Here is a 20,616-nt window from a genome sequence, read left to right on the forward strand (position 1 = left end):
ACGGGCCCCTCCTGAGTGGTGGGACGACCACGCCGACACCCTACCCATAAAACCTATCGGGTTGGTAGGTTGCTGTCGCCCGCCGACGGCCGGGTTCACCCTCCCCGAGGAGTCGCCATGCGTACCCCCAGATCGCGCCGCCGCCCGATGGCCGCGCTGCTCACCACCCTCGCGCTGCTCGCCGCGACGGCGCTGACGGCCTGCGGCGGCGAGGCGGCCGACGCCAGCGGCGGCGGCGACCGCCCACTGCGGATCGGCTACCAGCGCTTCGGCGGGCTCAGCCTGGTCAAGGCGCGCGGCGACGCGAAGAACGTCACCTGGTCGCTGTTCGAGAGCGGCCCGGCGCTGACCGAGGCGCTCAAGGCCGGCTCGATCGACATCGGTCAGGTCGGCGAGGCGCCGCCGGTGTTCGCCGCCGCCGGGAAGATCCCGTTCTCCGTGGTCGGCACCTCCGAGCCGATCCCGCAGGGCGAGGCGGTTCTGGTCAAGGCGGACAGCCCGTATCGTGGATTCGCCGACCTACGCGGGCGCACCGTCGCGCTGAACAAGGGCTCCAACGTGCACTGGCTGCTGGTGAAGCTGCTGGAGGCCAACAAGATGACGCTCGCCGACATCAACGTCAAGTACCTCAAGCCCGCCGAGGGGCGGCCCGCGTTCGACAACGGGCAGGTCGACGCGTGGATCATCTGGGACCCCTACTTCGCGCTGGCCGAGCGACCGGGGGTACGGGTCCTCGCCGACGCCACCGGGCTGGCCGGCAACCGCGAGTATGTGCTGGCCGCGCCGGACGCGGTGCAGAACCGCACCGACGACGTGCGGGCGTTCCTGAACACGTACCGGCAGACCACCGACTGGGGCATCGCCCACCCGACCGAACGCGCCGCCGTCCTCGCCCCCGAGCTGAAGATCCCACTCGACGTGACCACCCGGGCGCTGGCCCGCAGCGCCAAGCCGCTCGCCCCGGTCACCCCGGAGATCGGCGCCGAGTTGCAGGCCATCGCGGACAGCTTCGTGGAGCTGAAGCTGGTACCCGGACCGGTCGACATCGCCGGGCGGGTGGACGGCCGGTTCAACGAGGCGTTCCAGTGAGCGGTCCGGCGCTGGCCGAGGCGACCGCTCCCGTCGTACCCGATCGGGCGACGCCGCGGCGGTCGCGGGCCCGCGCCTCGCGGCGGTGGCGGCGCGCGGTGAGCCCGGTCGTGCTTGTGCTCGCCTGGGAGGTCGCCGCGCGGACCGGGCTGCTCGCCCCGGAGAAGCTGCCCGCGCCGAGCGCGGTGCTGGCCACCGGCGCTCGGCTGGCCCGCGACGGGACGCTCGGCGTGCACCTGCTCGACTCGCTCACCCGCGCCGCGCTCGGCCTGCTCATCGGCGGCGGCCTGGCGCTGGTGCTCGGCGCGGCGGCGGGACTGCTGCGCCTCGGCGACGACCTGGTCGACCCGCCGGTGCAGATGGCCCGGATGCTGCCGCACCTGGGCCTGGTCCCGCTGCTGATCATCTGGGTGGGCATCGGCGAGTCGCTGAAGGTCACGCTCGTCGCGCTCGGCGCGTTCTTCCCGATCTACTTCAACACGTACGCCGGCATCCGCGACATCGACGAGCGGCTGGTGGAGGCGGCGCGTACCTGCGGCCTCGGCGCGGCGGCCCGGCTGCGGCACGTGGTGCTGCCCGGCGCACTGCCGGCGCTGTTCCTCGGGTTGCGGCTGGCCATCGGCGCGGCCTGGCTCAGCCTGGTCGTCGGCGAGCAGGTGAACGCGCAGACCGGCGTCGGGTTCCTGATGATGGAGGCGCGCGAGTTCAGCCAGACCGACGTGGTGGTGCTCGGCCTGCTCATCTACGCGCTGCTGGGCCTCGCCTCCGACCTGCTCATCCGGTACGCGGAGAGGAGGACGCTGGCGTGGCGACGCGGACTGCGCGCGACCTGACCGGGCCGGTGCTCACCGCACGGGCGGTGACCCGGTCCTTCGGCCCGGCGGTGGTGCTGGCCGGGGTGGACCTGACCATCGCCGCCGGGGAGACGGTGGCACTGCTCGGCGGCAGCGGCTCCGGCAAGAGCACGCTGCTGCGCGTGCTCGCCGGGCTCGACGGCGACGCGGGCGGCGAGCACGTGCTGCACGGCACCGCCGCCGTCGTGTTCCAGGAGCACCGGCTGCTGCCGTGGAAGCGGGTCGCCGGCAACGTGGCGCTCGGCCTGGCCGGGCCGGACGTGGGCGACCGGGTCGGCCACGCGCTGGCCGAGGTGGGCCTCGCCGACCGGGGCCGGGCCTGGCCGGCCGAGCTGTCCGGCGGGCAGGCGCAGCGGGTCGCGGTGGCGCGCGCGCTGGTCCGCGAACCCGACCTGCTGCTGCTGGACGAGCCGTTCGGCGCACTCGACGCGCTGACCCGGCTGCGCATGCAGGGGCTGCTGCGGCGGCTGCGCGCCCAGCACGGCTTCGCCGCGCTGCTGGTCACCCACGACGTGGAGGAGGCGCTGCTCCTGGCCGACCGTGTCCTGCTCCTCGACGACGGCGTGATCGCCGAGGAGATGCCGGTACGCCTCGGCCCGTCCCCGAGCCCCGACGACCCGGCCCTCGGCGCGCTGCGCCGCCACCTGCTCGACCGCCTCGGCGTACCCGCCGGCTGACCGCGATGGAGGATTCATGACCCGCTGGACCCCGGACCCGACGTTCTACCCCTCCCCCGCGCTCGCCGCCACCGCGCCGGCCGAGAAGCTCGCGTACGTCGCCGCGTTCGATCGCGCCGGGCAGCGCCCCGACGCCATCGCGGTGCTCGACACCGACCCGGACTCCGACTCGTACGGCCGGGTCGTCGGCTGGACCGAGCTGCCGCACACCGGCGACGAGGTGCACCACTTCGGGTGGAACGCGTGCAGCAGCGCGCTCTGCCCGACCGCGCCGCACCCGCACGTGGAACGCCGCTACCTGATCGTGCCGGGCCTGCGCTCGTCCCGGATCCACGTGCTGGACACCAAGACCGACCCGCGCCGCCCCGAGCTGGTCAAGGTGATCGAGGCGGAGGAACTCGGCAAGCGCGCCGGGTACTCCCGTCCACACACGGTGCACTGCGGGCCGGACGGCATCTACGTCTCCGCGCTCGGCGGCGCGGACGGGCAGGAGGGGCCGGGCGGCATCGCCGTGCTCGACCACACCACGTTCGAGGTACGCGGCGCGTGGGAGGCCGACCGGGGGCCGCAGTTCCTGGCGTACGACTTCTGGTGGCACTACACGCAGGACGTGCTGGTCACCAGCGAATGGGGCACGCCGTCGATGATCGAGGACGGCATCGTCGGCGAGCTGCTGCTGGGCCGCCGGTACGGGCACGCGATCCACTTCTGGGACCTGGCAAAGCGCCGGCACGTGCAGCGCGTCGACCTCGGCGACCAGTACCAGATGCCGCTGGAGCTGCGCCCCGCGCACGACCCGACGAAGGCGTACGGCTTCGTCGGCGTGGTGATCAGCGTCGAGGACCTGTCCGCCTCGATCTGGCTGTGGCACCGCGACGGCGACGCCTGGGCGGTGACCAAGGTGATCGACATCCCGGCCGAGCCCGCCGACCCGGCCGACCTGCCGGACCTGCTCAAGCCGTTCGGTGCGGTACCGCCGCTGGTCACCGACATCGACCTGTCGGTGGACGACAGATTCCTGCACGTCTCCTGCTGGGGCACCGGCGAACTGATCCGCTACGACGTCAGCGACCCGTTCCACCCGGTACGCGTCGGCTCGGTGCGCCTCGGCGGCATCGTCAACCGCACCCCGCACCCGGCGTACCCGGACGAGCCGCTGGCCGGCGGGCCGCAGATGGTCGAGATCAGCCGCGACGGCCGGCGCGTCTACGTCAGCAACTCGCTCTACGGCGCCTGGGACGACCAGTTCTACCCCGACGGGGTGGGCGCCTGGGTGGCGAAGCTCGACGTCGACCCGGGCAGCGGCGGCCTCGTGCCGGACCCGCGCTTCTTCCCGCGCGGCGACGAGTTCCGCGGCCTGCGCGTGCACCAGACCCGGTTGCAGGGCGGCGACGCCTCGTCCGACTCGTACTGCTTCCCGTGACCGGCGCGACCTGGGCGGCGCTGGCCGGCCTCGGCGCGTTCCACGGCCTGAACCCGGCGATGGGGTGGCTGTTCGCGGTGGCCCGGGGCCTGCAGGAGCGCCGCCGGGCCGCGCTGCTGGCGGCCCTGCCACCGATCGCCGCCGGTCACCTGGCGTCGGTGGCGGTGGTCGCCGCGCTGGTCAGCGCCACCCGGTCGGTGACGGCGAGCACCGTGGTCGCGGTGGCCGGCGGGGTGCTGCTGGTCGGGTTCGGGCTGTGGCGGCTGCTGTCCGAACGGCACTTCCGCTGGGCCGGGATGCGGCTGTCGGCGGCGCAGCTGACCGCCTGGTCGTTCCTGATGTCGGCGGCGCACGGCGCGGGCCTGATGCTGCTGCCGGTGCTGCTCGCCGAACCGGCGGCCAGCGCCGGCCCGCACGCCGGGCACCTGGCCGCCGCGCCGGCCGGCGCGCTGACCGGCCTGCTCGCCGCCGCCGTGCACACGGTCGCCATGCTCGCCGTCGCGCTGGTCGTGGCAGTGCTGGTGTACGAGGTGCTCGGCGTCGGTGTGCTGCGCCGGGCCTGGTTCAACGTCGACCGGCTCTGGGCCGGTGTGCTGGTGGCGGCCGGGGTGGTGACGCTGATCGCCGCGGCGTGACCCGGCAGTGGTTCGCCGGGCAGACGCACGGGCCTGGCGTCGACCGCGAGCGGCTGCTGGAGGCGGGCGCGCGCAGGACGGCCCCGCCGTCACCCGTCCTTCGGACGGCCTGGGCAGGAGGTGGCAGCCGGGTATGCCTCGACGAAGACGTGGAGGGGCATGTCGCCTCCTGCCTTCGGTCCGCGGTAGATCGAGAGGCTGGACCAGTGACCACTGATCTTCTGGCAGTAGACGGCGTAGGCGCTGCCGTCTCCCTGGCTGTCATCCCAGCTGCCGTTGGCCTGCCAGCCGTCAGCGACGGCTCGTGCGCCGAAGGTGGTGAGCAGTTGCGCTGCGGTCATCGCGTTCGTGGTGGTGTAGTCGTTCTCGACGGCGGCCACCCGCTTCGCCGGCGGCAACGCACCGTGCGACTCGGGCCAGTCGGTGGTACAGGCCGCCGAGAACACCTTGCTCCCCGCGCTCCTGGTGCCGTCGGGCACGTAGCCGGTGAGGGCTTTGCCGCGCAAGTCCGCCAGGAGGGTCTTCTGGTCCGCCGGCACCTGGCACCCGGAGGACGGTGGGGTGGCATCTGCGCCGTCTCCGCCCTTCGATCCGCAGGCCGTTGTGCAGAGGGCGATGCCGATAAGGGCGGCCATCCCGCCGAGCCGCAGAAGAGCTGGTGCGGATCTCATCGGATCCTCCTTCGACGTCGGGAGCCGGGCGCGCCCGATGCGGCGCGCCCGGCAGGAGTGGCTATGACGTGTGGACGTTGAACGTATAGCCACTCTGGGTCTTGGCGAGCGAGAACGCGTTGCTGATCGGCGTGTATCTGCTGTATTCGCGGCCGGCGGGGTTGGTCGGGCACTTACCGGAGCCATCGGTTCCGTCGGTGAGGATCCCGTACGCCTTGCTGTCCGCCTCGCTGAAGAGCGGCCCCCCGCTGTCGCCCGGCCGCATGCAGAGGTTGGTCCTGATACCGCCGTCCTTCGCGGTGACGCCGCCGCACCTGGTGCCGTTGTAGTAGCCGATGTTCGAGTGGTAGCCCGAGGTCGAGCTCGCGTCCGCGCTACCGCTGCCGCACACCACCCAGCCGATGTCGATGGACCCGTATCCGTAGTAGCCGGTGATGCCGAAGGTGCCCTCGGTGCAGGCATTGGTGCCCTCGGAGGACCAGCAGTACGAGTTCACCAGGTTCCGGGAGTATCCGCTGAGCCAGGTCTCGGCGTAGTTGGTCGTGCTCGTCGTGACGTAGGGCTGCAGGGCGAAGTCCCACGGGTACGACGAGGCGCCGTCCACGTTGGCGTTCTCCCAGTCACCGAGTTCGTAACCGACCGGAGTACGACCGGTCTCGTAGCTCGAGAAGGTGCGGGTGTCGCCGGTCTTGTTCGGGCCGACGGTGCAGTGACCGGCCGTGAGGATGAACGACCAGCCGCGGCTGTCCTTGATGTTGAAGCCGTTCGTGCACTGGCCCCACGTGGCGTTCAACGCCTCACCGTTCGGATAGACGGGCGATGGCGAGTTACGCCGGACGTCGAGCCGCTGCCCACCTCGCATCGGCTTCCCGCAATACTCGGGGATGCAGCTCGGGGTGCTGACCAGCCCGGTCACGACCGGGCCGGAGGAGACCTTCATCTTCTCCTTGCCGCCGATCATCTGCCGGATCTTGACGCGGTCCCCGTGCCGGACCGCCGCCCGGGCGATCCGCGTGTCCACCGACGCCGGCGACTCGCTCTCCAGCCGCTTGCGCTCGGCTGCGGTCGCTCTCGCTGCCTGCTGCTCACCGGCGTGCTGATAGACCACCACAGCGTTCTGCTGGACGTCGGCCACCGCCTCGGCCACACGCTGCTTTCCCCCATGGGTGTTGAGCTCGGCGTCCAGCTGCCCGGCCACCTCGTGCAACTCCTTCAGTGAGTACTTGGCACCCACCACCCGGATGTGCTCGACATCGCGCACCTCACGAACCGCCTGAGCGATGGCCCGGGTATCCGTCGCATGGATGAGCAGCAACCCACCAGCGGCCTGATCGATCTCCGCCCCCGCGAAGGTGTCCGGGTAGTTCAGGGCGAGTTGCTCGTCGAGCACGGCGTTCATCCGCTGAAGGTCGAGCCGGCGCAGCGCCTCGGACTCCGACACCCCGTACTCCGACTGGAGGTAGGCGATCGAACCCCGTACCTGAGCTGCCGTAAGCGGTGAAGGCGTGTCCACCGCGAGCGCCGGCTCCGACATCACCAGGACACCACCCAAGGCGCTCAGCGACATGGCGCCGAGCGCAGCGAGTAGTCTTGTACTCGTCCTCATCTTGGTCTCCATCCAAATAGGACAATTTGGCCGTCCCGACGTGTGCAGCGTCGGGACGGCCATGCTTCTCAGGCAGGTTGACTGGGTGTGTCACTCCGGTCGCCCTGCGCGGGTCGTCGCAGCGTATAACGACGATCACCGATCCTGCTGTCCCGCCGACGCGGCGGATATGCGACCATGCCGGTGATCAGGTTCTTCCGCTCGCGCGCCAGGCGACGTCGCCGGGTTCCGCGATCACGAGCGCATCGCCGTGCCACGCTCCCCGCTCGGAGTCCCCATGGAGCAGACAGATCCCGCGGCCTCCCCGCGCGGCGCCCGCCCCCCGTCCCACGACCGTGGTCCGGATTCCGCGTCGCGACGGCGCCGACTCGTTGTCCGCGTCCTCGTGGTCGCGGTGCTGCTGACGCTGGCGACGCTGAGCGTCCGGGCCACCAGATGGTGGGGCTGCGCCTTTCCCCCCGACGACCAGACCGCTGCGGTGGCGGCGTACCAGAGAGATCCCGCCTTCTCCGTGACCCCGCCCCACGGGCGCCTGCTCACCGAACAGGCATCGACGCACGCCTGTGACTACCGACCAGCCTCGCGGGAGCGGGAGGAGTCGGCGGGACCCCAGTTCGCGACGGTCTGGCGCCGGTACACCGCGGATCGAAGTCTCTCAGCCGACGAACTGGCCGCCCTCATCGGGCCGGAGGCCCGCGGGGCCGGGTGGCGTCTCGTCAACCATCAGGGTGACGCCGGCGGCGGCCTCCTGCGGTACTGCAGAATGATCAACAGCAGGGCGGCGTGGCTGGAGATCAGCAGCACTGCTGACGGCACGCCTGACCACGCCGCCACCGTCACCGTTCTCATCGAGGGACGCCCGGACGAAGCCGGCTGCTGACGTCAGCGCGGGGACTCCTCCCCACGCCCGCGCCGGCGTGCTGCGCCGGGCCTGGTTCGACGTCGACCGGCTCCGGGCCGGTGTGCTGGTGGCGGCCGGGGTGGTGACGCGGGTCGGCGCGGCGTGTGCCGCCGCCCCACCTGCGATAGATCGACGAAAACTCCTACTGATTGAATAGGAAAGGCAGCGTCGCCTATCCCGGAGGTCAGTCGTGAGTCAGTCCCCGTCCCCCGCCGAAGCCGTCCACGACGCCGACCGGAGCCGGCAGTGGCTCACCGGGCAGGCGCACGGGCCGGGCGTCGACCGCGAGCGGCTGCTGGAGGTGGGCGCGGCGATGGCCGCGGTGACCGCCGCCGCGGCGGAGCGCGAGCCGGTCGCTGTGGCGTCCGCGCCGGTCGGCGTCGACCCCGGGGCGCCGATCGTCAAGCCGCTGCCGGCGGAGCTGCTGCGCCCGTTGGACACCAACGCCGAGATGCGCTGGCCGGCGATGGCCGGCCAGGGGTACGTGGTCCCGATCGACCGCTTCTTCGTCCGCAACCACACCGTCACCCCGTACCTGGACGCGGCAACCTGGCGGCTGCGGCTGTTCGGCGACGGGCTTCGCGGCGCGCCGAGCCGGGACAACGCGGTCGAGTTCGACCTCGACGAGCTGCGCCGGCTGCCCGCCGAGGAGCACGCGGCGCTGCTGGAGTGCGCCGGCAACGGGCGGCGCTACTTCGCCGAGCAGCAGGACGAGCCGGCCCCGGGCGTGGCGTGGGGGCTCGGCAGCGTCGGCGTGGCCCGGTGGCGGGGCGTCCGGCTCGGCACCGTGCTGCGCCTGGCCGGGCTGCGCGACGAGGCGGTCGACGTGATGCCCGAAGGACTCGACCCGGACTACGTCAGCGGCGGGGTCAACCTCGGCCGGGTACGCCGCCCGATGCCGGTCGCCAAGGCGCTCGACGACGTGCTGCTGGCGTACGAGATGAACGGCGAGCCGCTGCCCGCCGACCACGGCTTCCCGGTGCGCGTCGTGGTGCCCGGCTGGGTCGGCATCTCCTCGATCAAGTGGGTGGGCGCGATCGAGGTCTCCACCACTCCCCTGTTCTCGCCGTGGAACACGCAGTTCTACCGGATGTTCGGCCCCGGCCACCCGGCCGACGGCACAGTGCTCACCGCCCAGCCGGTACGCAGCGCGTTCGAGCTGCCCTGGGACGCCCGGGTGCCGGCCGGCGAGGAGGTGCTGCTCACCGGCCGTTCCTGGTCCGGCAACGGCCCGATCGCGCACGTCGAGGTGGACACCGGCGACGGATGGCGCCCGGCAGACCTGGTCGCCGCCGACCGGGGCGGCGCCTGGCAGCGCTGGACAGTCCGCTGGCGCCCGCCGGCCGCCGGCCGGCACGTCCTGCGCGTCCGCGCCACCGACAGCACCGGCGCGGTTCAGCCCGACCGGGCCGCGCCGAACGACCTCGCGTACCTGTTCGACGCCGTGGTGGCCCACCCGGTGACCGCCTGCTGATCGCCGCTTCAGGTGGTGCTGAGGTAGGGCGGCGGCACGGTGTCGGTGAGCCACACCCCGTTCGCGGAGCGGTAGAACAGGTACCCGGCCTCGGCCATCGCCGCCGCGTCCACCGTCAGCACCACCACCGCGCCGCCCCGGCGCGCACCGACGCGCCGGGCCGTCGCCACATCAGGCGACAGGTGTACGTGGTGCCGCCCGCCCCGGCGCAGCCCCTGCGCCCGGATCGCGTCCAGCACGGCCTTGCCGGTGCCGTGGAACAGCCGGGGCGGCGGCGCGGCCGGGGTCAGGCCGAGGTCGACCGGGACGGAGTGCCCCTGGTTGGCGCGGATCCGGTCGGCCCCGTCCGGGCCCGCCTCGACGGCGAAGCGCTGCTTGTCGTTGCCCGCGACCACGGCGTCCAGCTGGGCGCGGCTGATTTTCAGCCCGGCGAGCACGTCGGCGACCGGCACCCAGCCGGCCCGGTCGAGCCGCAGCCCGAACGCCTCAGGCCGGTGCCGCAGCCCCAGCGACAGCCGCTTGCTCACCCGAACAAGATCGCGATGTTCCACCCGCCCAGTCTGGAGCCGCGCCCCTCCCCTGTCGACGCGATTCCCCACTCACCCGCCCCCTCGCCTCCCGTTCCCGCCTCGCCTCGCCGCGCCGCGCCGCGCCTCGCCTCGCCTCGCCTCGTCGATCTTGCGGTTTCGGCCCCTCGGGTGCCCGTTTCGCGCGCTTTGCTGGGGCAGAAACCCCATGATCGACGAGCCGGGGAACTGAGGGTGGGACGGAGGCGGGACGGGCGAGGGTCAGGCTGCGGCCCGCTCTGGGAGGGGGCGGCGGCGGTGGGACGGGTCGGTCAGGGCGGGCGGGGACCAGGCGCCGTCGGGCTGGTAGAGGTTCGTGCCGGGCGGGACGATCTCGTCGATACGGTCCAGCACCGCGTCGTCGAGCGTCAGCTCCGCCCCGGCCAGCAGCGCGTCCAACTGGTCCATCGTGCGCGGTCCGATGATGGTCGAGGTGACCGCCGGGTGCGCGGCGGTGAACGCCACGGCGAGCTGCGGCAGCGTGCAGCCCACCTCGCCGGCGAGCGCGACCAGTTCCTCCACGGCGGCGTACTTGGCGGTGTTGCCCGGTAGCGCCGGGTCGAACCGGGCCGGGGTGAGCGCCGGGCGGCCCGCGCCGAGGTCGACGGGCCGGCCCTGCCGGTACCGGCCGGACAGGAACCCGGAGGCCAGCGGGCTCCACACCAGCACGCCCATCCGGTAGCGGCGGCAGACCGGCAGCACCGACGTCTCGATGCCGCGCGCGAGGATCGAGTACGGCGGCTGCTCGGTACGGAAACGGCCGAGCGCCCGCCGTTCGGCGACGTGGTGCGCCTCCACGATCTCCTCCGCCGGGAAGGTCGAGCAGCCGAACGCGCGGATCTTCCCGGCCCGGACCAGGTCGGTGAGCGCGCCGAGCGTCTCCTCGACATCGGTGCTGTGGTCGGGACGGTGCACCTGGTAGAGGTCGATCCAGTCGGTGCCCAGCCGGCGCAGGCTGTCCTCGACCGCCCGGACGATCCAGCGGCGCGAGTTGCCGCCCCGGTTGGGCCCCTCACCCATCGGGAAGTGGACCTTCGTGGCGAGCACCACGTCGTCGCGGCGGCCGCGCAGGGCCTTGCCGACGATCTCCTCCGACTCGCCGGCCGAGTACATGTCGGCGGTGTCCACGACGTTGATCCCGTGGTCGAGTGCCGCGTGCACGATCCGGGCACAGTCGTCGTGGTCGGGGTTGCCGACCGCGCCGAACATCATGGTGCCGAGACAGTGGACGCTGGCCTCGATGCCGGTGCCGCCGAGGACGCGATAGCGCATGTGAGACTCCCTGGGTCGCACCGCGCCGGCCGGGTGGCGCGCGGTCCGGTCACGGTAGGAGTTCGAGTGCGCTGGAGGTCAACCGTCGGCGGGTTCCGCGCTGCCGGCGAGGTAACCGGCGGCCTGCAACTCGAACAGCTCGCGGTAGAGCCCGCCCCGGGCCATCAGCGTGTCGTGGTCGCCCGACTGCACGAGCCGGCCGTGGTCCATCACGAAGATCCGGTCGGCGTGCCGGACGTTCGCCAGCCGGTGGGTGATCAGCACGACGGCCCGGTCCGGGTGCCGCCGCAGGTGCTGGAAGAGGGCGTGTTCGGCACGCGCGTCCAGCGCGGCGGACGGCTCGTCGCAGATCAGCAGCCGGGCGTCGCGGTAGAGGCCGCGCGCGGCCACCAGCCGCTGCCACTGCCCGCCGGACAGGTCCTGCCCGTCCTTGAACTGCCGGTCCAGCAGCGTGTCGTACCCGAACGGCAGCTCGCTGATCATGTCGTGCGCGGCGGCGTCCCGGGCGGCGGTCTCCACGCTCGGGCCGGGCCCGCCGGCGCGGTCGTGGCGGCCGACCCGGATGTTCTGCCGGGCGGTGAACGGGAACCTCCACCAGTCCTGGCTCATCACCGCGACCTGGGCGGCGGTCTGCCGGGGATCCAGCTCGGCGGCGTCCACACCGTCCCAGCGGATCGTGCCGCCGGTCGGACGGTAGAGGCCGGCGATCAACTTGGCGAGCGTGGTCTTGCCGGAGCCGTTCTCCCCCACCAGCGCGATCACCTCGCCGCGCCGGACCGTGAGGCTGACCTCGTCGACCGCGGCGGCATCGGTGTCCGGGTAGCGCAGGCTGACCCGTTCGAGGTCGATGCGTGCGAAGCCGTCGACCGGCAGGTGCCCGCCGGCCGGGATCCGCCGGGTCGCCCGGTCGAGGAAGTCGCGGTAGTCCTGGTAGTAGAGGGCGTCCTCGTAGAGCGAGTTGGTGGCGAAGATGGCCGTGCGCAGGCTCGTACGCGCGGACTGGAGGGCGAGCAGCGCGGTGGCCGCCGCCGCGAGCGCCACCACGCCCCCGACGAGCAACGCGCCCAGCACCACGTAGAGCCCGAACGTGGCGATGCCGGTGATGGACAGGCCGATCGCCCGGGTCACCGTCTGCGCGCGGGCCAGGCGCAGCTCGGCGCGGGTCTCCAGCCGCGTCATGAGGTGGTACTCGGAGAGCAGGAAGTCGCGCATCTGGTACGCGCGGATCTCGGCCGCGGTGTGCCGGTTGGCCATCAGGTCGCCCAGCATCCACTTGCGTCGCCGCCGGGTGATCCGGGCGAGCCAGTCGACGTGCTGGCGGCGGGCCATCCGCACCGCCGTCACCGCCTCCGGGGCCGCGGCGACGACCAGGCAGGGCAGCAGCAGCGGGTGGATGATCGTCACCGCGGTGGCCGTGGCGATCACGCCGACCACGCCGGTGACCAGGTTGACCGTGTCGTTGACCAGGGAGCCCGCCTCGACCAGTCCGCGGTCGCGGGCGCGGTCCATCTCCTCGGCGAAGCCGGCGTCGTCGAAGGCCGCCAGCTCCACGGCGGACGTCGTCTCGAACAGCCGCCGCTCCACCGTGAAGTTGATCTGCGGCACGAGCCGGGCCTGCGCCCAACCGGCGGCGATGGTCAGCGCGCCGCGCCCGGCGACGGCGGCCGCCGCGAGCGCCAGGGCGGGCAGTGCCGCCCGGATGCGTTCCGGTGTCGGGCCGGCCGCGAACAACTGGTGGAGCACCCCGGTGGTGGCGAGCAGCCCCAGCGTGGTGAGCACGCCGGCGGCGACGTTGAGACCCAGCGAGGCGGCGGTGTCCCGGCGGCTGGTCGCCCAGGCGAGGCTGATCGCCTCGCGGATCAGGGCGGGCAACCGGCGGGCCACCGACCAGAAGCCGGTGTGGGCCAGTTCGGTGGCCCGGTGCATCCAGTGCGGATCGACGAGCTCGGGCAGGGTCGTCTCCCCGGCCGGCTCCTCCCGCGGGTCGGACGGTGGACGAGGGTGGACCACCCCGGCCATGGCACCCCCTCGACGCGATCGGGCAGCAACGCTGGATACTACGTTCTGCTATCGACCACTGTCACTCAGTGATCGGCGTGTCGTACAGGCGTCCCAACTGGCGTGTCCGGGGCCGGCGGACGGAAAGAACCGTCCGCACGGTGATCGCCGCCGGGTCGCGTCGCGCGCGACCGCTCCGGGTGGCAGGCTTGTGGGGTTCGCCGGCGCGGGCCGGCCGACCGCCCGTCGTGAAGGAGAAGATCGACCTGATGGCTGTGGACGTCACCACCACTGACGAATGGCAGGCGCTGCGCAAGCATGCCGAGGCGATGCGCGGCACGCACCTGCGCGACCTGTTCGCCGCCGACGGGCAGCGGGGTGAGCGGCTCACCGGCGAGGTCGCCGACCTGCACGTTGACTACAGCAAGAACCTCGTCACCGACGAGACCATCGCGCTGCTCGGCGCGCTCGCCGAGCGGGTCGGGCTGGCCGACCGGATCGCGGCCATGTTCGCCGGCCGGCACGTCAACACCACCGAGGACCGGGCGGTGTTGCACACCGCGCTGCGCCTGCCCGCCGACGCCTCCCTCACCGTGGACGGCCAGGACGTGGTCGCCGACGTGCACGCGGTGCTGGAGCGCATGTCGGCGTTCGCGCAGCGGGTGCGCTCCGGCTCGTGGCGCGGCCACACCGGCGAGCGGATCACCACAGTGGTGAACATCGGCATCGGCGGCTCCGACCTCGGGCCGGTGATGGCGTACGAGGCGCTCAAGGCGTACCGGGACGCGGGCATCAGCTGCCGGTTCGTGTCGAACATCGACCCGACCGACATCCACGACAAGACCGCCGACCTGGACCCGGCGAGCACGCTGTTCGTGGTGGTCTCGAAGACGTTCTCCACCCAGGAGACGCTCGCCAACGCCGACCAGGCGCGGCGCTGGCTGCTCGCCGGGCTGGACGCGGACGACGACGCGGTCGCCCGGCACTTCGTCGCGGTCAGCACGAACGAGCAGCGGGTCCGGGACTTCGGCATCGACCCGGAGAACATGTTCGGCTTCTGGGACTGGGTGGGCGGACGCTACTCGCTGCCGTCGGCGGTCGGCCTGTCGGTGATGCTGGCGATCGGGCCGGACCGGTTCCGCGAGATGCTGGCCGGCTACCACGCTGTCGACGAGCACTTCCGGTCCGCGCCGGTGGAGCGCAACGTGCCGGCGCTGCTCGGCCTGCTCAACGTCTGGTACACCGACTTCCTCGGCGCGGAGACCCACGCGGTGCTGCCCTACTCGCAGTACCTGCACCGGTTCCCCGCCTACCTCCAGCAGCTCACCATGGAGAGCAACGGCAAGTCGGTACGCGCCGACGGCACGCCGGTGACGTACCCGACCGGGGAGATCTTCTGGGGCGAGCCGGGCACCAACGGCCAGCACGCGTTCTATCAGCTCATCCACCAGGGCACCCGGCTGATCCCGGCGGACTTCATCGCGTTCAGCCGGCCCAACCACGACCTGGGTGACATGCACGACCTGTTCATGTCGAACTTCTTCGCCCAGACCGCCGCGCTGGCGTTCGGGCGGACCCGGGAGCAGGTGGAGGCCGAGGGCGCCGCGCCCGAGGTGGTGGCGCACCGGGTGATGGCGGGCAACCACCCGACCACGTCGATCCTCGCGCCGAAGCTCACCCCGGCGACGCTGGGTCAGCTCGTCGCGCTCTACGAGCACATCGTGTTCACCGAGGCCGCGATCTGGGACATCAACGCCTTCGACCAGTGGGGCGTGGAGCTGGGCAAGGTGATGGCCAACCAGCTCGCGCCGAAGCTCACCGGGCCGGACCCGGACCTGGCCGACGTGGACACGTCGACCGCCGAGCTGATCCGCCGCTACCGGGCCGAACGCGGCCGGAGCTGACCGCATGCCCGTGGCGTCCCGCGCAGGCCGGTCCGGGACGCCACGGTCAGCGGCGCAGCAGGTCGGCGTGCGCGGCGCGCAACCGGGTCAGCGCCGGGTCGCCGGCCGGGGCGCGGCGGTCCAGCTCGGCCCATGCCTCGGCGAGCGCGTCGGCGAGAGACCGCAGCTCGGCGGCGTGCCGCCGGGCGGACTGCCGGTGCAGTTCCTCCAGGCGGCGGGCCCAGCCGGCGCTGATCGCGGCGACGCGTTCGGCGTCGGCGCGTGCCTGGGCGCCGGTGCGGGCGGCGGACGCGGGCACGATCGCGGCCACCGGCCGGGGATCGCCGTCGCGGGTGACGAGCGTGACGGTGTCGGTCAGCTCGGCCAGGGAGACGAGTTGGGTGAGCCGGGTGCGGACCTCGCGCAGCGGCAGGGCGCGCGGCTGGGGGGACCGGTCGGCCAGTGCGGGGACAGCCATGGACACATGTTCACGTCCGGGTACGACACTTTCGGCGGTCAGGCGGTCCACTCCGGTGCCAGCACCGACCAGACCTCCAGGTCGGCGCGGCCGTCGGGCGTCGGTGCCGCAGCGCGCAGGACGCCGTCGCGGCGCATGCCGAGCCGCCGCGCGACGGCGACGCTGCGCTCGTTGCCGGCCTTCGTGATCCACTCGACCCGGTGGATGCCGCGCTCCCGCACCGCCCAGTCGATGATCACGCGTGCGGCGCGGGTGACCAGGCCCTGCCCCTCGGCGCCCGGCTCCAGCCAGCAGCCCGCCTCGCACACCCCACGCGTGGTGCTCAGCGACACGAGCAGCACGCCGCCGACGAGCGTGCCGCGCTGCCAGATGCCCCAGATGCCGCCGTCGTCACGGGCCCAGCGGTCGGCGTACGCCTGGAGGACCTTGCCCGCCGACTCGGCGTCGGTGGCGACGAAGGACGCGCCGACCCAGGGCGCGATGTGGTCCCGGCAGCGGTCGAGGTTGGCCAGGAACTCCTCGGCGTGCCAGGGCGACAGTGGACGCAACTCGGCGTCGTCGGTGAGCGCGTGGGCGAACATCCGAGGAAGCTAGCAGGACCGTCGCGTTTTTGTCGGTCGGTCGCTCTACGGTCTGCGCCGTGAACGCCGTCCAGACGTACCGATATCTTCAGCCGTCCGCGCTGCGCGCCGCCGGTCTCGATCTGCAGACCTGCGGCGGCCCGGCGGCCAACCCGCGCTTCTTCGCCGGGTTCCTCACCGCTCCCGCCGCGGCGGCGGCCGGGCTGCTCGCCGTCGCCGAGGTGGCACGCACCCGTTACCACCAGCCGGTCAACCCGGCCAGCCTGGATCCGGTGGTCACCGGCAGCCGGGGCCGCCTGCGGTTCGAGTCGTTCTCCGGCTGCTGCGGGGTGTACGCGCGGATGGACGTGCTGCCGGCCGGGCTGGACGGCGAGATCAGCGGCCACGGCACCACGAACGTGGACGTCAACCCGCCGCTGCGGGAGGCGCTGGCCCGGGTCGGCGGCATCGAGCCGCTGCACGTGGCGGTCGGCCCGGACGACCTGACCGTCTCCACGATGGATGGGGCGGTGGTCGAGCGGAAGGTGCCGCTGCCCGGCCGCTGGCTGCGCGGCTTCGCCGAGGTGCACATGCTCACCGCCGGCTTCGAGCCGCGCGCCGAGATCCCGGCGACGGAGGCGGCGGCGTTCCTGCGCCGGCTGCCGGCCGCGAACGACCGGAGCGTGCTGTGGGCGGTGCCCGCCGGGCGTACGCTGCGGCTGACCTCCCGCCCGGTGCCGGGCGCTGTCTGCCTGGCCGGCGCGGGCCGGCTCGCGGCGCTGCGCGGCGTGCTGCGGCACGCGCGCTCCCTGCGGGTGTACGGCCCGGCGGTGCGCGCCGGGTCGCCGGCCCTGCCGAGCACGTGGGAGCTGGACACCGGGGCGCTGCGGGTGTCGCTCACGTTGTCCCCCGAGCCGTACCGGGGGTTCTCCGGTGAGGGCGCGGCCCTGGCGGCGCTCGCCGGCGACGACGTGGTCGACGACGCGGAGCTGGTGGGCGCGCTGCTCAACTGGGATCCGGCGATCGACGTGGCAGCGCTGGCCGACGCGGCCGCGCTGCCCGACGAGCGGGTACGGGCCGCGCTCGCCCAGCTGGGCACCGCCGGGCGGGTCGGGTACGACGTGGCGGACGGGGCGTACTTCCACCGGGTCATGCCCTACGACGCGGGCCGCGCGGAGCGGGACAACCCTCGGCTGGTCGGCGCGCGGGCGCTCGTCGAGCGTAGCGCCGTCGAGCGCGACGGCGAGAACGCGACGGTACGCACCGACGACGAGGTCTACCGGGTACGCCGCCACCCGGACGGCGCGTACTCGTGTTCCTGCCGCTGGTGGGCGCGGCACCGGGGGCAGCGGGGGCCGTGCCGGCACGCGCTGGCCGTGTCGATGGTCGCGGCACCGGTGGAGGCGCTGGCGTGAGGGAGTTCTTCAAGCCGCTGGTAAGCGGACGGCCGTCGCGGGTCCGGTCGGCGCTGGCCGAGCTGGACGAGCCGGTCCGCCGGGCGCTCGGCGAGGCCCTGGTCGCCCACGTCCGGCAGCGGCGGGATGCCTGGTGGTGGAATGCCGAGGCGACCGCGCTGGCGGTGGCCGCCGTCGGCACGCTCAGCACCCCGGCAAAGGTGGCCGCGTTGCTGGGCCGCCGGTCGGTCTGGCTCGACGACGCCGATCCGGCGCCGGTGGTCGAGGCCGCCCGGGAACGCGGGGTGACCTGGCTGGCCGACGTGGCGTACAAGCTGGCCGACCGGCTCCCCCGGGACCGGATGCTCGCGGGCTGGCGGTTCGTCGCCGGTCTCCTGCTGGCGGAGAAGGCGCCGCCGCCGACCGGGGACGACTTCGTGCGTGGCTGGGCCGCCGCGCAGGGCTCGCCGGACCCGCGCGGGACGCGCCCACCGACTGTGGACCGGCTGCGCGCGGACCCGTTCCTCGACGCACTGCTGCCGCGCCTGTTCGAGGTGGACGGTGTGGGCACCGAGCTGGCCCGCGGCGACGGCGCGGGCACGGACGCGGATGCGCTGCCCCGGGCTCTGGCGGCGCTGGCCGCGGAGGGCCGGCTCGACCCGGCGGTCCTGCTCAACGGCGTCCTCGGCCGGCTGCTGCGCGGCGACCGGCCGGGCGCGCTGCGCCCGTTCCTGGTCCTGCACGACCTGCTGGCGCCGGCCCCGGACGAGGTGGCGACGCGGTCGAGCGCCTATCTGCGGCTGCTCACCGACGGGCCGGGACCGGTGGCCCGCCTCGCTCAGCGGACGCTCCGGCAGGCCGGCGACGCCGCCGAGCCGGAGGCGCTGTGGGAGGCCGCGCGGACGGTGCTGGCCCGGCCGGAGAAGGCACTGGTCCGGGCGCAGGTGTCCTGGCTCGACCGGCTGGCCCGGCAGCACCCGGATCAGGCCGCGGAGATCGGCGCGGTGCTCGCCGTCGCGGCCGATCATCCGGACGCCGGCCTGCGCGAGCGCGCGCTGACGCTGGCGCAGCGGCACGGCCACCGGCCGGTCGCCGTCACCACGGTTGCCGAGGCCCGCGACGACCTGCCGCCGCCGCTGCCGGCGGCGGACGCGCCGCCGCCGATCGACGACGTGGACGAGCTGGTGGAGGAGGTCGCGGCGTCGCTCGGCCGGCGCTGGCCCGCGCTGACCACGGAACGCGTCATGGACGGACTGGTCCGGCTCGGCACCGCCGACCGCGAACGGCTCGCGGCGGCTCTCCTGCCTGTGGTGCGCCGCGAGCGGGTCGGCGCGTACGACCATCCCTGGTCGGTGTTCAAAATCTCGGCCCAGATGCACGGGCTGCTGCTTGCCGTCTGCGGCGAGGCCGAGGCGGCGATCCGCCGCGACAAGTGGAGCACGCTGCTGGCCGAGTCCCGCCCGCGCGCGCCGTTCCCGTTCCGCGGTGGTGCGCCGGTTCCGGCCACACGCCGGCCCGCGCCCGTCCAGCTCGCCTGCACCCGCCTGGCCGAGATCGGGCAGCGGCTGGACGGCCGCGACGACCCGGGCCTGCTGTCCGCGCCGACCTCGGTCACCGGGGCGATCGAGCCGGTGGCGCTCTACGAACGGATCGCGGGGCTGGGTGACCGTCCGGTGTGGCGCTGGGATCTCGCGCAGGCCCTGCTGCGCCTGCCGGCCGGCGTCGACGGGCCGCTGGCCGAGCGTGCCGCGACGCTGCGCACGCCGGCCGGCGACGAGCTGGCCCGCTGGCTGCGCGGCGACGCCGTGCCGGCCCCGGCGCAGCAGGTGGTGGCGGTGGGCCGGCGGGCGCGGTCGGCCGGGTACGACTGGGGCTACGACCAGCTGCCCGAGGGCCGGACGCTCGTCGCGCTCACCCCGCCGGATGGCGTCGAGGACCGGCTCGGCCTGCTCACCCTGACGCCCAGGCCGATCGGCCGGTGGACCGACAGCTGGGGTGACGTCTGGCCGGCCGTCCTGCCCGGGCACCGGGGTGTGGTCGCCGCCCACCTGCTGCCCGAGGTGGCCGGCGCGGCGCAGGAGGACAGCCTCGGGCACGCCGCGGCCCTGCCGGTGCTGGCCGAATGCACCGGCGCGGGCGGACCGGCCCTCGATCTGGCGCTGGCCTACGGGTTGTGCGCCCGCCACGAGGCGGACCGGGTGGCCGCGCTCGACGCGGTGCTGATCCTGGCCGCCGCGGGTGACCTGGACGCGCCGGCGACCGGCGGGCACCTCGGCGCGCTGGCGGCCGGCGGGCAGGTGACGCTGACGCGGGCGGTCACGCCGCTGCGCGACGCGGTGGCGGCGGGCGCCCCGCTGAGCGTGTGGCTGCTGCTCGCCGCGGCGTTGCCGCCGCTGCTGGCCGAGCCGGCGCCGCCCCGGGGCACACCCGACCTGCTGGCGCTGGCGGCGGAGACCGCGACCGCTACGGGGGTGCGGATCGAGATACCGGGGCTGGCCGACGTGGTGGCCCGGGGCGGCGGCAGCCGGCTGGTCGCCGAGGCCCGTCGGCTCACCGCCGCCCTGGCCGCCTGAGCCGGCACGTCGACAGCGGGGGCACAAGCGCACCGGGCGGACCGGGCGGACCGGTCAGGCGTGCCCGTCCCGGGGCAGGTAGCCGCGCAGCGCCTCGAACTGGGCCACTGTCAGGTAGGACGGGTTCGCCGCCTGCGGCTGCCGGAGCACCTCCGCGCCGGCCAGCCGTGGGTCGGCGCGCATCAGGTCGCGGCGTACCCGCAGCGGCTCGTCCAGGATCGTCAGGTCCAGCTGCGCGGTCCACGTCTCGCCCGGTGCCCCGGGCACGGCAGGGGCGGCGAGCCGGCCGACGCCCCAGACGCCGTACGGCGCGCGGCCCCGGCTGCCGCTGGCCCAGAACACCACCGGCTGGCCGGCGCGCATGAGGCGTACCCGGTAGCCGGGGCGGACGCACCAGCCGCTCACGCGCGGGTCGGCGGCGAAGCGGGCCGCCAGGTCCACCGCGTCCGCGTTGCCCTTGATCAACCAGGCGCCGAGGTCGTCGAGAGTCACGCGCCGGTCGGTCATCCGCCCATTCTGCGGCCCACCCGGCAGTCCCGCCGGACAGCCCGCACGGCCACGA

At 73.9% G+C, this 20,616-nt stretch carries 18 protein-coding genes; 10 read left to right on the forward strand and 8 right to left on the reverse strand.

What is annotated here, in order from left to right; all coding sequences use genetic code 11:
• The first annotated feature begins 117 nt into the window (after positions 1–117).
• The 5 genes from AB0B20_RS03125 to AB0B20_RS03145 are packed head-to-tail and all read left to right on the forward strand — an operon-like array spanning position 118 to position 4,678.
• A complete protein-coding gene (locus tag AB0B20_RS03125; RefSeq protein WP_357467619.1) occupies positions 118–1,089 on the forward strand; it encodes a sulfonate ABC transporter substrate-binding protein in 972 nt (323 codons plus the stop codon).
• Entirely contained in the window at positions 1,086–1,922 is an 837-nt protein-coding gene (locus AB0B20_RS03130) for an ABC transporter permease (protein WP_357383131.1), read from the forward strand. Before AB0B20_RS03125 ends, AB0B20_RS03130 begins: the two co-directional genes overlap by 4 nt.
• Entirely contained in the window at positions 1,895–2,620 is a 726-nt protein-coding gene (locus AB0B20_RS03135) for an ABC transporter ATP-binding protein (RefSeq protein WP_357383129.1), read from the forward strand. The genes AB0B20_RS03130 and AB0B20_RS03135 overlap by 28 nt, the downstream gene beginning before the upstream one ends.
• Before the next feature lie 16 nt (positions 2,621–2,636).
• A complete protein-coding gene (locus AB0B20_RS03140; RefSeq protein ID WP_357467623.1) occupies positions 2,637–4,043 on the forward strand; it encodes a selenium-binding family protein in 1,407 nt (468 codons plus the stop codon).
• Positions 4,040–4,678 (forward strand): hypothetical protein, encoded by a 639-nt coding sequence (locus AB0B20_RS03145; RefSeq protein WP_357467625.1) that lies wholly within the window; start codon positions 4,040–4,042, stop codon positions 4,676–4,678. Before AB0B20_RS03140 ends, AB0B20_RS03145 begins: the two co-directional genes overlap by 4 nt.
• An 89-nt stretch (positions 4,679–4,767) precedes the next feature.
• On the opposite strand, the gene AB0B20_RS03150 is transcribed toward AB0B20_RS03145, so the two are convergent.
• Together AB0B20_RS03150 and AB0B20_RS03155 are read right to left on the reverse strand one after the other, a co-directional pair.
• Positions 4,768–5,349 carry a hypothetical protein gene (locus tag AB0B20_RS03150; RefSeq protein WP_357467627.1) on the reverse strand — a complete coding sequence of 194 codons (582 nt, stop codon included), beginning with the start codon at positions 5,347–5,349 and terminating at the stop codon, positions 4,768–4,770.
• Between the two features lie 61 nt (positions 5,350–5,410).
• Positions 5,411–6,967, reverse strand: coding sequence for a hypothetical protein (locus tag AB0B20_RS03155; RefSeq protein ID WP_357383121.1), 1,557 nt, complete (start codon positions 6,965–6,967; stop codon positions 5,411–5,413).
• 382 nt (positions 6,968–7,349) lie between these two features.
• Here AB0B20_RS03155 and AB0B20_RS03160 point away from each other — a divergent pair, with 382 nt between their 5' ends.
• Positions 7,350–7,835, forward strand: a complete 486-nt coding sequence (locus AB0B20_RS03160) for a hypothetical protein (protein WP_357383119.1) — start codon at positions 7,350–7,352, stop codon at positions 7,833–7,835.
• 211 nt (positions 7,836–8,046) lie between these two features.
• A complete protein-coding gene (locus AB0B20_RS03165) occupies positions 8,047–9,330 on the forward strand; it encodes a sulfite oxidase (RefSeq protein WP_357383117.1) in 1,284 nt (427 codons plus the stop codon).
• Positions 9,331–9,338: 8 nt separating this feature from the next.
• Here AB0B20_RS03165 and AB0B20_RS03170 read toward each other — a convergent pair whose 3' ends face one another.
• The 3 genes from AB0B20_RS03170 to AB0B20_RS03180 all read right to left on the reverse strand — a co-directional run bounded on the left by AB0B20_RS03170 (position 9,339) and on the right by AB0B20_RS03180 (position 13,187).
• Positions 9,339–9,881 carry an RNA 2'-phosphotransferase gene (locus AB0B20_RS03170; protein ID WP_357383115.1) on the reverse strand — a complete coding sequence of 181 codons (543 nt, stop codon included), beginning with the start codon at positions 9,879–9,881 and terminating at the stop codon, positions 9,339–9,341.
• 237 nt (positions 9,882–10,118) lie between these two features.
• Positions 10,119–11,168: an aldo/keto reductase gene (locus tag AB0B20_RS03175; RefSeq protein ID WP_357467631.1), complete on the reverse strand. Its 1,050-nt coding sequence runs from the start codon at positions 11,166–11,168 to the stop codon at positions 10,119–10,121.
• Between the two features lie 78 nt (positions 11,169–11,246).
• A complete protein-coding gene (locus AB0B20_RS03180; RefSeq protein WP_357383111.1) occupies positions 11,247–13,187 on the reverse strand; it encodes an ABC transporter ATP-binding protein in 1,941 nt (646 codons plus the stop codon).
• A 248-nt stretch (positions 13,188–13,435) separates the two neighbouring features.
• On the opposite strand from AB0B20_RS03180, the gene pgi reads away from it, so the two are divergent.
• Positions 13,436–15,070 (forward strand): glucose-6-phosphate isomerase, encoded by a 1,635-nt coding sequence (pgi, locus tag AB0B20_RS03185; protein ID WP_357467634.1) that lies wholly within the window; start codon positions 13,436–13,438, stop codon positions 15,068–15,070.
• Between the two features lie 46 nt (positions 15,071–15,116).
• Here the strand turns inward: pgi and AB0B20_RS03190 are convergent, their stop codons facing one another.
• Positions 15,117–15,527: a type II toxin-antitoxin system Phd/YefM family antitoxin gene (locus AB0B20_RS03190; RefSeq protein ID WP_357383109.1), complete on the reverse strand. Its 411-nt coding sequence runs from the start codon at positions 15,525–15,527 to the stop codon at positions 15,117–15,119.
• Positions 15,528–15,565: 38 nt separating this feature from the next.
• Positions 15,566–16,108 carry a GNAT family protein gene (locus tag AB0B20_RS03195; protein ID WP_357383107.1) on the reverse strand — a complete coding sequence of 181 codons (543 nt, stop codon included), beginning with the start codon at positions 16,106–16,108 and terminating at the stop codon, positions 15,566–15,568.
• Between the two features lie 59 nt (positions 16,109–16,167).
• Here AB0B20_RS03195 and AB0B20_RS03200 point away from each other — a divergent pair, with 59 nt between their 5' ends.
• Together AB0B20_RS03200 and AB0B20_RS03205 are read left to right on the forward strand one after the other, a co-directional pair.
• Positions 16,168–17,502 carry an SWIM zinc finger family protein gene (locus AB0B20_RS03200; RefSeq protein ID WP_357467638.1) on the forward strand — a complete coding sequence of 445 codons (1,335 nt, stop codon included), beginning with the start codon at positions 16,168–16,170 and terminating at the stop codon, positions 17,500–17,502.
• Positions 17,499–20,054: a hypothetical protein gene (locus tag AB0B20_RS03205; RefSeq protein ID WP_357467641.1), complete on the forward strand. Its 2,556-nt coding sequence runs from the start codon at positions 17,499–17,501 to the stop codon at positions 20,052–20,054. The genes AB0B20_RS03200 and AB0B20_RS03205 overlap by 4 nt, the downstream gene beginning before the upstream one ends.
• Before the next feature lie 54 nt (positions 20,055–20,108).
• Here the strand turns inward: AB0B20_RS03205 and AB0B20_RS03210 are convergent, their stop codons facing one another.
• Positions 20,109–20,561 (reverse strand): hypothetical protein, encoded by a 453-nt coding sequence (locus AB0B20_RS03210; RefSeq protein WP_357467646.1) that lies wholly within the window; start codon positions 20,559–20,561, stop codon positions 20,109–20,111.
• Between the last annotated feature and the right edge of the window lie 55 nt (positions 20,562–20,616).

This window comes from Micromonospora sp. NPDC049151 (genome assembly GCF_040648395.1).
Lineage (GTDB): Bacteria > Actinomycetota > Actinomycetes > Mycobacteriales > Micromonosporaceae > Micromonospora.

Bases quoted from the DNA above. Each gene is read 5' to 3' on its own strand.
- AB0B20_RS03155 (WP_357383121.1), bottom strand. From the start codon at position 6,967: ATGGAGACCAAGATGAGGACGAGTACAAGACTACTCGCTGCGCTCGGC.
- pgi (WP_357467634.1), top strand. From the start codon at position 13,436: ATGGCTGTGGACGTCACCACCACTGACGAATGGCAGGCGCTGCGCAAG.
- AB0B20_RS03125 (WP_357467619.1), top strand. From the start codon at position 118: ATGCGTACCCCCAGATCGCGCCGCCGCCCGATGGCCGCGCTGCTCACC.
- AB0B20_RS03180 (WP_357383111.1), bottom strand. From the start codon at position 13,187: ATGGCCGGGGTGGTCCACCCTCGTCCACCGTCCGACCCGCGGGAGGAG.
- AB0B20_RS03175 (WP_357467631.1), bottom strand. From the start codon at position 11,168: ATGCGCTATCGCGTCCTCGGCGGCACCGGCATCGAGGCCAGCGTCCAC.
- AB0B20_RS03150 (WP_357467627.1), bottom strand. From the start codon at position 5,349: ATGAGATCCGCACCAGCTCTTCTGCGGCTCGGCGGGATGGCCGCCCTT.
- AB0B20_RS03140 (WP_357467623.1), top strand. From the start codon at position 2,637: ATGACCCGCTGGACCCCGGACCCGACGTTCTACCCCTCCCCCGCGCTC.
- AB0B20_RS03210 (WP_357467646.1), bottom strand. From the start codon at position 20,561: ATGACCGACCGGCGCGTGACTCTCGACGACCTCGGCGCCTGGTTGATC.
- AB0B20_RS03195 (WP_357383107.1), bottom strand. From the start codon at position 16,108: ATGTTCGCCCACGCGCTCACCGACGACGCCGAGTTGCGTCCACTGTCG.
- AB0B20_RS03190 (WP_357383109.1), bottom strand. From the start codon at position 15,527: ATGGCTGTCCCCGCACTGGCCGACCGGTCCCCCCAGCCGCGCGCCCTG.